General features: G+C 75.9%; 13 protein-coding genes. 1 reads left to right on the plus strand and 12 read right to left on the minus strand.

Annotated elements, in window-relative coordinates:
* Positions 1–30 precede the first annotated feature (30 nt).
* The 7 genes from OOT42_RS00980 to OOT42_RS01010 form a co-directional block, all read right to left on the minus strand.
* Positions 31–465, minus strand: coding sequence for a type II toxin-antitoxin system VapC family toxin (locus OOT42_RS00980; protein ID WP_273653110.1), 435 nt, complete (start codon positions 463–465; stop codon positions 31–33).
* Positions 462–704: a ribbon-helix-helix protein, CopG family gene (locus OOT42_RS00985; RefSeq protein ID WP_273653111.1), complete on the minus strand. Its 243-nt coding sequence runs from the start codon at positions 702–704 to the stop codon at positions 462–464. Before OOT42_RS00985 ends, OOT42_RS00980 begins: the two co-directional genes overlap by 4 nt.
* A 138-nt stretch (positions 705–842) precedes the next feature.
* On the minus strand, positions 843–2378 hold the full coding sequence (locus OOT42_RS00990) for a HEAT repeat domain-containing protein (RefSeq protein ID WP_273653112.1): 1536 nt from the start codon (positions 2376–2378) through the stop codon (positions 843–845).
* Between the two features lie 50 nt (positions 2379–2428).
* Positions 2429–3391 (minus strand): glycoside hydrolase family 113, encoded by a 963-nt coding sequence (locus tag OOT42_RS00995; RefSeq protein ID WP_423775944.1) that lies wholly within the window; start codon positions 3389–3391, stop codon positions 2429–2431.
* 73 nt (positions 3392–3464) lie between these two features.
* Positions 3465–3893 carry a VOC family protein gene (locus tag OOT42_RS01000; protein ID WP_273653113.1) on the minus strand — a complete coding sequence of 143 codons (429 nt, stop codon included), beginning with the start codon at positions 3891–3893 and terminating at the stop codon, positions 3465–3467.
* A gap of 57 nt (positions 3894–3950) precedes the next feature.
* Complete coding sequence (locus OOT42_RS01005; RefSeq protein ID WP_273654754.1) at positions 3951–4727, minus strand: uracil-DNA glycosylase; 777 nt, start codon at positions 4725–4727, stop codon at positions 3951–3953.
* A gap of 68 nt (positions 4728–4795) precedes the next feature.
* Positions 4796–5335 carry a TIGR00725 family protein gene (locus OOT42_RS01010; RefSeq protein WP_273653114.1) on the minus strand — a complete coding sequence of 180 codons (540 nt, stop codon included), beginning with the start codon at positions 5333–5335 and terminating at the stop codon, positions 4796–4798.
* Between the two features lie 144 nt (positions 5336–5479).
* On the opposite strand from OOT42_RS01010, the gene OOT42_RS01015 reads away from it, so the two are divergent.
* Complete coding sequence (locus tag OOT42_RS01015; RefSeq protein WP_273653115.1) at positions 5480–5698, plus strand: hypothetical protein; 219 nt, start codon at positions 5480–5482, stop codon at positions 5696–5698.
* Between the two features lie 10 nt (positions 5699–5708).
* On the opposite strand, the gene OOT42_RS01020 is transcribed toward OOT42_RS01015, so the two are convergent.
* From OOT42_RS01020 to OOT42_RS01040, 5 genes are all read right to left on the minus strand, one after another.
* Entirely contained in the window at positions 5709–6329 is a 621-nt protein-coding gene (locus OOT42_RS01020; protein WP_273653116.1) for an L-threonylcarbamoyladenylate synthase, read from the minus strand.
* Between the two features lie 49 nt (positions 6330–6378).
* Positions 6379–8436: an elongation factor G gene (locus OOT42_RS01025; protein ID WP_273653117.1), complete on the minus strand. Its 2058-nt coding sequence runs from the start codon at positions 8434–8436 to the stop codon at positions 6379–6381.
* A 214-nt stretch (positions 8437–8650) separates the two neighbouring features.
* Positions 8651–9622 (minus strand): FKBP-type peptidyl-prolyl cis-trans isomerase, encoded by a 972-nt coding sequence (locus OOT42_RS01030; protein WP_273653118.1) that lies wholly within the window; start codon positions 9620–9622, stop codon positions 8651–8653.
* A gap of 104 nt (positions 9623–9726) precedes the next feature.
* Complete coding sequence (locus tag OOT42_RS01035; RefSeq protein ID WP_273653119.1) at positions 9727–11979, minus strand: thioredoxin domain-containing protein; 2253 nt, start codon at positions 11977–11979, stop codon at positions 9727–9729.
* A gap of 103 nt (positions 11980–12082) precedes the next feature.
* Positions 12083–12583 carry a septum formation family protein gene (locus tag OOT42_RS01040; RefSeq protein ID WP_273653120.1) on the minus strand — a complete coding sequence of 167 codons (501 nt, stop codon included), beginning with the start codon at positions 12581–12583 and terminating at the stop codon, positions 12083–12085.
* Positions 12584–12647 lie beyond the last annotated feature (64 nt).

Here is a 12647-nt window from a genome sequence, read left to right on the forward strand (position 1 = left end):
TGTGCCGGCCGCCGCGGCAGCCGTGCGGGATCACCCGGGTTCGACGGCCGTCACCCAGCGCAGGCCGGGGAAGCGTGCGAAGTCGCGATCCTGTGACACCCACGTCGCGCCGTGCTCGATCGCGACGGCGGCATGCTGCGCGTCGGCGACGAGGTTGCCGCGAGCGTCGGCGGCCCGGCAGAGCTCGGCGACGAGCTGCCAGTGGCGTGGTCCGGGCGTCACGCGCGAGACGTTGGGATGCGCGACCAGGGCGTCGACGAACCCGAGTGCCTCGTCGAGCGTCGACGGTCGGACGAACACGCGCGGGTGGGTGAGGACGCGCACGACCCCGCCGAGGACGGCGTCGGTGAGGCCGAAGGTCTCCGGTCCGGGGACGTGCTGCTCCACCCAGGTGCGCAGCCTCGCGTGCTGTGGCGCATCCGCGCGGGCGGCCCCGACGAGCACGTTGACGTCAGGCAGGATCACCGGGCGTCCATCACGTCGAGCAGTGCCGCGCTGTCGTCGAGCTCGACACCGGGCTGCAGGCCGCCGGAGCCGGTCGGCGCGACGACGAAGTCGACCGCGGCATGCCCGGCTCTCGCGCGGCGACGCAGCGCCTCCCGCAGCGCCTCCTCGACGAACGACGTCATCGTCTCGCCAGAGGCGGCGGCGGTGGACTTCACCTCGCGATAGAGGTCGTCGGGCAGCAGCAGCGTCGTACGCACGCATATCAGCATACGTGGGATATGCGGATATGTGTGCGTCCAGTCCCCAGGTGAAGCGACGCGCGCGTCACGGACGCAGCGGACGTCGCGCCTCTCGTGGCCGAGCGCGCCGCGCGCCGGTCCGCCCGGCGAGCCGGGTCAGCCCCACCAGCGCCACCAGCGCCGCTCGGCGGGCACCGACGAGGACACCGGGACGCCCACGAACGCGGCCACCCGCGTCCGCTGCGCGCCGAGCGGCGCGCGGTCGAGCAGGTCGGCGATGCGACCGCGCTGCTCGGGTGCGAGGTCGAGCCACATCCGGGCGCCGTACGCGTCCAGCCAGGCGGCGACGTCCTGGGTGCCGCGGGCGGCGAGTGCCGGGTCGGGATCGAGCGCGGCCCGCAGGCTGCCTTCGAGCCGGTGCCACCCACCCGACGACCGCGACACCGCCCACGCCGCACGGCGGCTCCACGGCTGCGGCGAGGACCACGCCTCGTCCGTGACCGCCGGCCCGGCGAAGACGCGCGCCAGCGCCCGCGCCGCCGCGGCGGTGACCCGGGGAGACGGGTCGAGCATCGCGGGGCGGGCGATCGCGATCACGGCGTCGCGGTCCGCCAGCACCCCCAGGCCGGACACCGCAGCCCCGCGCACCCGCGGCTCGGCCGAGCCGAGCGCTGCGCGCAGGACGTCGACGTGCCGCGGCTCACCCGTCCCGGCGAGCGTCTCGAGGCACGCGGCGTGCACGCGCGGCGGCGGGTCCGTCGCCAGCCGGGCCAGGGTCCACGCGGAGAGGTCGAGCCCGCGACGGGCGGCCTGCCCACGGGCGCGCTCGCGGATGCGCGCCGCGGCGTCGGTGGTCAGGGTCAGCACGTGCTCGTCGGTCAGGTCCGCGACGGCGACGTCGAACGCGCGGACGCGCACCACGACGCGTGGCGCGTCCAGCAGCGCGCCCACCTGCGCGCGGTCCGCGGTCGCGAGGTAGTGGTCGGCGTACGTGAGCAGCACGACCTGGTCGGCCTCGGCGCGCACGAGGGTGAGCAGCCGCTCGGGCGCGAGGAGCCCGGACCGGCACGCGACGTCCGCCGCCCAGCGCCGCACGATGCGGTCCGGGCTGCGGAGCGCGTGCTCGACGAGGTCGGAGTTCGTGGTCGTGCGCGTCGCGACGGTCAGGACGGCGGCGACGGCGTCCCGACCGCGCACACGTCCACCTCCGGCGAGGACGACGCCGAGCGCGCGCACCGCGTCGTCCGGCGTCGCGGGGCCCGCGAGCGCCGAGACCAGCGCGTCGCGCGCGGCGGCGCGCACGACGGGGACGTGGTCGAGGGTGCGCAGGGCCAGGGCTGCGGCGACGACAGGCCCTCGACGGTCGGCGAGCAGCCGGACGGCGCGCTCCCGGATCCGCCCGTCCGCGACCATGCTCCCGACGACGACGACGGTGAGGTCGAGGGCGCCCGGATCGGCCATCGCGGCCCGCCAGCGGTCCGCCTCGGTCGACACGTGCCAGCCCCCCGGGTACCACCACCGGCCCGCGCCGCGCACCGACTCGTCGAGCCGGAGCCACTGCGTGCCGTCGAGCTGCGACAGGCCGACCAGCGCGTCCCGTCGGGCGTCCGGGTCGCCGTCGAGCGCCGCCGACGCGAGGACCTCCGCACGGCGCTCCCCAGGCTTGTCCATGCCCGCCAGACTGGAGGTCATCCCCGCTCCTGGCCAGCGGATTGGTGGCCGAGCACCCGTGCGGCGGTGGGTCAGACGCGGGTCGTCGTCCTCTCGGCGTACGCATCGCGGACGGTCGTCTCGGCGGCCTTGCCGTACACGCAGTAGCCGTCGTCGGTGGCCGCGTCGGCCTCGTCGTCGAGCGCCGCCGGCCAGTCCCAGAGCATGAATCCCTGGACCCAGGGGCGGCGCGCGCTCGCGGTGAAGGCGGCCTCGTACCAGGCGACCTGGGCCTCCTGCGAGGGTGCGCCGTGCAGCGCCCAGTCGTTCGGCAGCGCGGGTGAGCCCTCGCGGCTCGGGCAGCCGGCCTCCATGAAGAGGAACGGCTTGCCGACCCGCTCGACGACGGGCTCGATGCGGTCGAGCTGGTGCTCCCAGTCGTCGACGGGGTAGTAGCCGGACGACGAGACGACGTCGACGGCGTCCCACCAGGTGACGCGGTCCTCCTGGTACTTGTCGCAGTTGTAGGTGACGAGCCCGTCGTAGACGCCGCGGACGGCGGCGATCAGTGCGCGCCACTCGTCGGCGCGGCGGTCGGTCTGGACCATCTCGCAGCCGACGCACAGCATCTCGACGCCCTCCTCGGCAGCGATGCGTGCGTGGTGGACGACGTAGGCGGTGTACGAGGCGAACCAGTCGCGCCACGTCGGCTCGCACGGCACGTCGTGGTCGAAGAAGTTGATGTGGGCGCGCCAGGTGCCGTCGGCGACGTTGACCACCGGCTTGAGGACGACGCGCAGCCCGCGGGCCTTGGCGGCGCGGACGGCCCAGCGGACCTCGTCGTCGGAGACCGTCGGGGCGTCGTGGAACCGGACGTCGACGGACTGCGCGGTGTCCTGGTAGGCGGCGAAGGTGATCGCGGTCCAGGTCACGCCGAGGCGCTCGACCATGAGGTCCATCGACCGCTCGGCCGCCGGTCCGCCCCACGTGCCGCGGACGCCGGTCCAGCCCCACGTCATGCCGGCGACGTACCCGCCGGGGATCTGCTCGCTCACGTCGTCCTCCCGCCCGCCGTCGCTCCGTCGCGACGTCCTGGACAGCGTAGACGACTTATTCAGTCCGCCGAACTTAGTCCGTCGAGGCGGTCGCGTGCATCCACGGCGTGTACGTGACGCCGACCAGCAGGCCCTCGGGGCTCAGGAGGCGGGCGGTCGTCTGGCCCCACGGCTCCTCCGCGGCCTCGCGCAGGACCCGGTGCCCCGCCGCCGCGAGCTCCGCGACACCCGCCGACACCGCGTCCACCGACGCGACGTCGAGCTCGACCCACGCCTGCGGCACCGGCACGTCGTCCGGCCACGACGGCGACCCGAACGTCGACTCCGCCGCCTGCGCGAGCGGCCACAGCGCGAACGCCTTCACGCCGTCGAGCGCGTCGTTCGTCAGGTAGCCCGGCGCCGGCTCCTCGAGCGGGATGCCCAGGCCGCCCTCCCAGAACGCGCGCGCGGCGGCACCGTCGCGCGTGATCGGGCCGAACCCGGCGACGAACGCGACCTCCACGACGACCTCCTCGCAGGCCACGCCGCGCGACCACCGCGCGGCCCGGTGCGTCCGACGCTAGCCCCCGCCACCCACGACGAGGGCCCGCGCCCGGTCCAGCACCGCGTCCAGCATCGCGGGCGTCAGCCGGCCCGTGAAGGTGTTCTGCTGGCTCACGTGGAAGCAGCCGAGCAGCGTCAGCGCGTCGCGGCCCGTCCCGGCGTCGGGCCGTCGCAGCCGCAGCTCGACGCCGTGCCCGAACGCCGGTCGTGGCCGCGGCACGTCCCAGCCCTGCTCCGCGAGCGTCGTGAGCACCGCCTGCCACCCGAACCCGCCCAGCACGACCATCACCGCCGGGTCCACCAGCTCGATCTCGCGCGCCAGGTACGGCCCGCAGGTGCGCCGCTCGGCCGGCGTCGGCGCGTTCGCGGGCGGCGCGCACCGCACCGGCGCGGTCACGCGGATCCCGGTCAGCGTCAGCCCGTCGTCGCGACGCACCGACAGCGCCTGCGACGCGAACCCCGTGCGGTGCATCGACGCGAACAGGAAGTCGCCCGAACGGTCGCCCGTGAACATGCGGCCCGTGCGGTTCGCGCCGTGCGCGGCCGGGGCCAGGCCGACGACGAGCACACCCGCGCGCGGGTCGCCGAACCCCGGCACCGGTCGGGCCCAGTACGTCTCGTCGCGGAACGCGGCGCGCTTCACCTCGGCCACCTCCTCGCGCCACGCCACGAGCCGCGGGCACGCGCGGCAGCCGACGACGAGCGCGTCGAGGTCGTCGAGCGTCGGGGCGTCGCGTGCGAGCGGCGGACGCCGTGCGTCGTCGGGTGCGGCGTCGCCCGACGGGGTGGGCACGTCGCGGTCGACGACGCGACGCCGCGGCGACGGGCGGGCCGGCGGGTGCGGGGTGTCGGTCCGGTCCGTCACCGGTGGGAGCCCAGCAGGTCGTCGACGGCCTCCAGGGCGGCGCGCGCGTCGGGGACGTGGTGCACGGCGGGGCGTGCCGACGAACCGCCGGTGAGACGCTCGGCGGTCACCCCGGGCGGCGGGGCGGGCTCGTGCCCGTCGGCCGCGCGGACCACCCACCCGCCGACGGCGACCACCGGCACGCCCGTCCGGACGGCCAGCGCGACCTCGCTGAGCGTGCCCCACGACCCGCCGACGCTGACGACGACGTCGCTCGCGCGCACGAGCAGCGCGTTGCGGACCTCGCCGAGCCCGGTCGGGAGCGCGACGGTGAGCCACCGGTTGCCGGCGTCGCGGTCGTCGCCCGGCAGCAGCCCCACGACGGTGCCACCCCCGGCGTGCGCGCCCTGCGACACCGCCGCCATCACGCCGCCCAGCCCGCCGCACAGGACGACGTGACCGCGCGCCGCCAGCCCGCGGCCGAGCTCCTCGGCGACGTCCAGCTCGACCGCCGACGCCTCGCTCGGCCCGACGACGCCGACGTGCCTGCCGCTCATGAACGCCTCCGCACCGGTCCGTCCCGTGGTCCGTTCCCCCATCGGACCACACCGCGACCCGATCGGGACCACATCGTGACCTGGGACGCTTTCCTGGCAGCGCGACCACCCCGCATCCTTCCGGCACGTCGAAGGAGGCGAGACATGGAGCGGACCGTCACGGGTTCGTCCGACGAGCCGGGGGGCCGGGTCGACTGCTACTGCGGGTGCCCGACGTGCCCGGGGTCGGGGAGCGCGCCGGCGGACGGCAGCGACGCGGCGTGGCTGCACACGGTGCTGCCGCCGTCGACGTCGCAGCCGTGGGTGCTCCTGCCGTTCGGGGCGGTCTGGTCGGGGCGCGCGACGGTCGACGCGACCGACTGACCGACGCGGCTCACGCGAACCGCGAGGCGTCCCCGGCGCCCACGCGCACGACCTCGGGCGCGCCCTCGGTCCAGTCGACGACGGTCGTCGGGACGGTCCCGCAGTCGCCCGCGTCGACCACGGCGTCGACGACGTGGTCGAGCTCCTCCTTGATCTGCCGGCCCTCGGTGAGCGGCTCGTCCTGCCCGGGGAGGAGCAGCGTCGACGACAGCAGCGGCTCGCCGAGCTCGCGCACGATCGCCTGCGCGACGCGGTTGTCGGGGATGCGCACGCCGACGGACCGCTTCTTCGGGTGCGCGAGGCGGCGCGGCACCTCGGGCGTCGCCTTGAGGATGAACGTGTACGGGCCGGGCGTCGCCGCCTTGATCGCGCGGAACGCGGCGTTGTCGAGGTGCACGAGCTGCCCGAGCTGCGCGAAGTCGGCGCACACCAGCGTGAAGTGGTGGCGGTCGTCGAGGTGCCGGATGCGGCGGATCCGCTCGGCGCCCTCCTGGTCACCGACCCGGCAGCCCAGGGCGTAGCAGGAGTCCGTCGGGTAGACCACGAGGCCGCCGCCTCGCAGCAGGTCGACGACCTGTGCGACCGCGCGCGGCTGCGGGTCGTGCGGGTGGACGTCGAAGTAGCGGGCCATGGGCCCGAGCGTAGGCCCGTCGGCGGTGTCGTGGCCGGTCGGAGGGGTGTCAGGCGGGCACGAGGTGGTCGGGGCAGACCTCGAACCGGTCGGGGGTCATGGTGAGCTCGGCGCGGCCGCCCGTCAGCGAGCGCAGGTCGAGCGCGTAGCGGGCGAGCTCGGCCTCGGGCACCGACGCCTCGATGCGGACCGTCCCGTCGTCGAGCGACGTCGTCGCGGTGATGCGGCCGCGGCGCGACGACAGGTCGCTCATGACGTCGCCCTGCGCGGTCGTGGGCACGACGACCGAGACGTGGCTGATCGGCTCGAGCACGACGGTCCCGGCGGCGGCGAGCGCCTCCCGGACGCCGGTCGCCGCGGCGGTGCGGAACGCCATGTCGGACGAGTCGACGGAGTGCGCCTTGCCGTCGTACACCTCGACGCGCAGGTCGACCACGGGGTACCCGTGCGGGCCGCCGTGCTCCATCGCCTCGACGACACCCTTCTGCACCGCGGGGAGGTAGCCGCGCGGGATCGCCCCGCCGACGACCTTGTCGACGAACTCGAAGCCCGACCCGTGCGGCGCCGGGGACACCCGCAGCTGCACGACGGCGTACTGCCCGTGCCCGCCGGACTGCTTCTTGACCTTGCCCTCGGCCTCGACGGGCTTGCGGATGGTCTCGCGGTACCCGACGGGGACGGGCGACGTGCGGACGTGCACGCCGAAGACGCGCGCGAGCCGTTCGAGCGCGACGGCGAGGTGCGTGTCGCCGAGGCCGCGCAGGATCGTGCGGTCGGTGCTGCGGTCGACCGTGAGGGTCGTGTCCTCGGCGACGAGCCGGGTCAGCGCGCCGGACAGCCGGTCGTCGTCCGACTGCGTGAGCGGCTCGAGCGCGAGCGCGTAGACGGGCGGGCGCGTGCGCGGCGGGACGGCCGTCATCGCGGCGCCGGGGCCGGTGCGGTCCGCGAGCAGCGACCCCGACGGCGTGCCGGTGAGCTTCGCGACGGCGGCGACGTGACCCGCGGGGACGGCGTCGACCGGCACGTGCTCCTTGCCGCGCAGCCGGAACAGGCCCGGGATGCGCTCCTCGGTGCGGGTCGTGGTGTTGACGAGCTTGTCGCCGGGCCGCAGGGTCCCCGACAGCACGCGCAGCAGCGTCACCTGCCCGACGAACGGGTCGGCGAGCGTGCGGAACGCGTGCACCAGCAGGGGGCCGTCCGGGTCGGCCGCGACCTCGACGACGGTCTCCCCGGCCAGCACGCGCGCGGTGCGGTCGGTGGGCGACGGGGTGAGCTCGCACAGCAGGTCCGCGAGCCGGTCGACGCCGACCCCGGTGACCCCTGAGACGACGAGGACCGGGAAAGCCTCCCGGTCCCTGACCTCGTGCGCGAGCGTCCGCTCCAGCTCGGCGGCGCTCGGTACGTCGCCCGACAGGTAGCGCTCCAGCTGCTCGTCGTCGTGCGCGACGATCTCCTCCGTCACCTCGTCGTGCAGGCGGTGCTCCTCGTCCGCGACGTCGGCCGGCAGCGGCTCGGTGTGGTGGTGGCCCTCGGCGTCGTACGCGAGGCCCTCCTCGGTGAGCACGTCCGCGACGCCCGTGAACGCGGACTCCTCGCCGAGCGGCAGCTCGAGCGGCACGAACCCGTCGCCGAACGCGGCCCGCAGGTCGGCGACGACGTGCCGGAAGTCCGCGCGCGCCTTGTCCTCCTTGGTGACGACGACGATCACCGGCAGCCCTGCCTCGGCCGCGGTGCGCCACGCCGCGTGCGTGCCCGCCTGCACGCCGTCGACCGCGCTGACCACGATCAGCGCGAGGTCCGCGGCCGACACCGCGGCGTCGCACGCGCCCACGAAGTCCGGCGACCCGGGGGTGTCGAGCAGCGTCACGTCGTACGTCCCGCCGTCGGGGGCGCGCCATCGGAACGGGGCCACGCCCAGCCCGAGGGAGATGCCGCGCGCGATCTCCTCCGGCTCGTGGTCGCTCACCGTCGAGCCGTCCTCCACCCGCCCCGGCCGGGTCAGCACCCCGGTCTGGTGGAGGAGCTCCTCGACGAGCGTCGTCTTGCCCGCGCCGGCGGCGCCCAGCAGGGCCACCGTGCGGATCCTCGGCGTCGTTGCCTGGTCCATCGTCGTCTCCCGGCCGCCTCCCGGCGGTTCCCCGGGGGCACGTGCGACCACACTAGCCAGACCCGTGCGGGCGTGGCAGGACGAGAGACCCTGGCATCCGTCGGCGCGAGGTGCGAGGGGTCGGGAGGCCCCGCGCCCGGTGCGGCGGGACGGCGACGGCCCGGGTCGCACCCTCGCGCGGAGGGGCGTCCCGGGCCGTCGGGAGCGGCGTGCGTCAGCGCGCGTCGAGGATGTCGACCACGAAGACGAGCGTCGAGTTGGCCGGGATCGTGCCCTGGTCCTGGGCGCCGTAGCCCTGGTCCGGCGGGACGACGAGGAGCACCTGGCTGCCGACCGTCTGGCCCTGCACGCCCGTGTCCCAGCCCTGGATGACCGCGCCGGCGCCGGCCTGGAACTCGAACGGCTCGCCCTTCTCCCACGCGGAGTCGAACTGCGTGCCGTCCCAGAGCCAGCCCGTGTACTTCACGGTGACGAAGTCGCCCTCCTCGACGACCTTGCCGGAGCCCTTGATCAGGGGCTGCGTGACGAGCGTCGTCGGGGCGTCGCCGGCGACCGGCGCGACCGACGGTGCGCCGTCCGTGCCGAGCGTCACGGCCGGGAGGCCGGCGGCCGGTGCGACGGCCTCGCCCTCGGCGCGGGTCGGCAGGCTGGCCGGGTCGGCGCCGTCGACCGCGTCGACGACCTCCATCGCGTACACCTGCGTGTTGTTCTCGCCCGACGACAGCGCGACGAGCACGCGCGCGCCGACGTGCGCACCCTTCAGCTCGGTGTCGAGCTCCGCGATGCTGGTCTGCCCGACCTTGATGCGCTGCGGGGTGTCGGTGTCGTACGTCGAGCCCATCGTCGAGCCGTCGGTGCCGTTGAGCATGAGCATCTGGACGGACATGATCTGCCCGTCCGTGAGCTCGTCGCCGTCGCCGTCCTCGACGAGGTGCGCGACGAACGTCGTCACGTTGAACGGCTTGCTCGGGAGCGTGACGGTCGGCTCCTCGCCCGCCTCGCCCTCGATCTTCACCTTGGCCAGCGCGGCCTTGTCGGCGGCGACCGCGGCGTTCGCGGACGCCGACGCGTCGCCCGACGGCGAGTCGCTGGAGCCGCCGTCACCGCTGCACGCGGCCAGCGAGAGGGACAGGACGAGCGCGGTCGCCGTGGCGACGACGGCGCGAGCGGTGGTCGTGCGGCGCACGAGGGTCCTCCGTCGATTCGGGTCCCGCCCGGGGTCAGGCGGCGGACCCCGGAACGGTACGCGACTTTCCTGGGGGTCTGCTGAGGACGACCGCGCGAAACCCTTCACACGGACGTGCCGAGCGCGGCGGCGAGGTCGGCCGGGGAGGTCGTCGGGCGGTCGCAGACGAAACCGCGGCACACGTACGCGGCGGGGCGGCCGTCGACGAGCGGCCGGTCGCGCAGCAGCGGCAGGGCAGGTGCGACGTCGGGACCGTCGGCGGCGGGTGACGGCGGCCCGGCGGTCGGCGGCCCGGCGGTCGGCGGCCCGGCGGCCGGCGGCCCGGCGGTCGGCGGCCCGGCGGTCGGCGGTCCGGCGGGCGGTCCGGCTGGCGGTCCCACGGCGACGACCAGGCCGGGTGCGGGTGAGCGCAGGGCGACGCGGTGCAGGGCGCGGGTCGCGTCGTCGTCGGGTGGCCCGACGACGGCCACCTCGCGCGGCCCGTCGAGCAGCGCCTCCGCGACCGCGAGCGCCCAGCCCGCCGCGCGCGGGTGCTGGACGGCGATCCGCAGCGGCTCGGCGAGCGCGCGCTCCGCCGCCTCCCGGTGGCGCGACGAGCCGGTGAGCGCCGCGTAGGTGAGCAGCGCGCCGGCCGCGGCGGCCTGGCCCGACGGCGTCGGCCCGTCGGCGGGGTCGTGCGGGCGGCGCAACCGGGCGAGGACCGGGTCGGTCTCGTCGTCGGCCGTGTCGAAGAAGCCGCCCTCGCCGTCGGGGAACCGGTCGAGCACCGTCTGCAGCAGCCCGCCCGCGGACCGCACCCAGCGGGCGTCGCCGGTCACCGCGGCGAGCGCGAGCAGGCCGTCGGCGACGTCGGCGTAGTCCTCCAGCACGCCGGCCGCCGCACCGGCGACCCCGTCGCGGGACGCCCGCACGAGCCGGAGCGGGACGACGGCCCGGGGGTCGCCGTCGGTCCGGACGTGCAGGTCGGTCAGCAGCGTCGCGGCGCCGACCGCCGCGTCGACCCAGTCGGGCCGGTCGAGGAGCGCCCCCGCCTCGGCGAGCGCGGCGATCACGAGGCCGTTCCACGCGGACACGACCTTGTCGTCGCGGGCGGGCTGGGCGCGGCCGGCGCGGTGCGCGAGCAGCCGGGCGCGCACCGACGCGGCGCGGGCCTCGTCGTCGGGGTCGGCGTGCAGCGTCGGGACGGACGTGCCGTGCTCGAACGTCCCGTCCGCCGTGACGCCGAGCATCGCGGCCGCCCAGGCGCCGTCGTCCGCGCCGAGCACGTCGCGGAGCTCACCGGGCGTCCACACGTACGTCGCGCCCTCGGCGCCCTCGGTGTCGGCGTCGAGCGACGACGCGAACCCGCCCTCGGCGGTGCGCAGGTCCCGGAGCAGCCAGTCGGCCGTGCCCGTGACGACGCGGTGCGCGAGCGGGGAGCCGGTGCTGCGCCACCAGTGCGCGGACGCGCGCAGGAGCAGCGCGTTGTCGTAGAGCATCTTCTCGAAGTGCGGGACGGTCCACGTCGTGTCGACCGCGTACCGCGCGAAGCCGCCGCCGAGCTGGTCGTGGATCCCGCCGCGCGCCATCGCCTCGAGCGTGTGCTCCGCCGCGTCGAGCGTGCGTGGGTCGCCCGTCCGCGCGTGCCGGCGCAGCAGCCACTCCAGGACCGTCGACGGCGGGAACTTCGGGGCGCCGCCGAACCCGCCGTGCACGCGGTCCTGCGACACGAGCAGCCGGCCGAGCGCGCGGTCGAGGAGCGTGTCGTCGACGACCGCCGCCGGGGACGCGACGAGCGGGGCGCCGTGGTCGACCGTCGCCCGGGGGTCGCCGTCGATGCGGGGAGCCGCCGCGTCGTCGGACGGCGCAGGGCCGGACCGGGAGGCGGCGAAGGCGTCGCGGATCGTCGTCGCCGTCGCGTCGACCTCGTCGCGACGCGTCTGCCACGCGGCGGCGATCCCCGCCAGCACCTCGGGGAACGACGGGACGCCGTGCACGGGACGGGGCGGGAAGTAGGTGCCGCAGAAGAACGGGACGCCGTGGGGCGTCGTGAACACCGTCATGGGCCAGCCGCCCTGCCCGGTGAGCGCCTGCGTCGCGGCCATGTAGACGGCGTCGACGTCGGGCCGCTCCTCGCGGTCGACCTTGACGTTGACGAAGTGCGCGTTCATGAACGCGGCGGTCGCGTCGTCCTCGAACGACTCGTGCGCCATCACGTGGCACCAGTGGCACGCGGCGTACCCGACCGACACGAGCAGCGGCACGTCGCGGCGTCGCGCCTCCGCGAAGGCGTCGTCGCCCCACTCCCACCAGTCGACGGGGTTGTCGGCGTGCTGGCGCAGGTACGGGCTCGTGCTCGCGGCCAGGCGGTTCGTCATGACGCTCCCTCCGCGGGGCGTCCGGCTCCCCGGGAGCGTCCGACGCTACGCGCCGACGCGCGACGCCGCGCGGGCGGTGAGACCCGCGCGGCGTCGTCCGGGATCAGCGCGCGGCGCCCTTGAGGGTGCCCGTGACGAGCTCGCCGTCGGTGTCGAGCACGCACTGGATGACGCGGTCGTCGACCGTCTCCCAGCCGGCCTGCGTCGGCGTGAGGGGCCACAGGTACAGGGCCGAGTCGTCGTAGGGGATGCCGACGAACGCCTCGAACTCCGCGGTGCAGAACGCCTCGCCCTGCGCCTGGACCTCGGCGTCGCCGGGGAAGTCGCCCTCGGCCAGCTCGGTCTGCGCGTAGATCTCGCCGTCGTGCGGGTCGGTGCAGGGGACGACCGGGAGCGACTCCATCTCGGTCTCCTCCATGGCGCCCGCGTTCAGGCAGTCGCCGACCTGGACGGAGAAGACGTCGGCGTCGGCGGACTCGGTGATCTGACCGCCGGGCGACTCGCGGGGCGCCTCCTCGGGGCCGAGGAGCGCGCAGCCGGACAGCGCGACGAGCAGGAGGGCGGGGGCGGCGACGGACGTCGCGACGCGCCGGATGGGGAACACGGGTACTCGATTCCGGGGGTCGTGGGGTGCGTCGGGGCAGGGCCGCCGACGTCAGACGCGGCAT

Origin of the sequence: Cellulomonas fimi (genome assembly GCF_028583725.1) — a bacterium.
Taxonomy (GTDB): domain Bacteria; phylum Actinomycetota; class Actinomycetes; order Actinomycetales; family Cellulomonadaceae; genus Cellulomonas; species Cellulomonas fimi_B.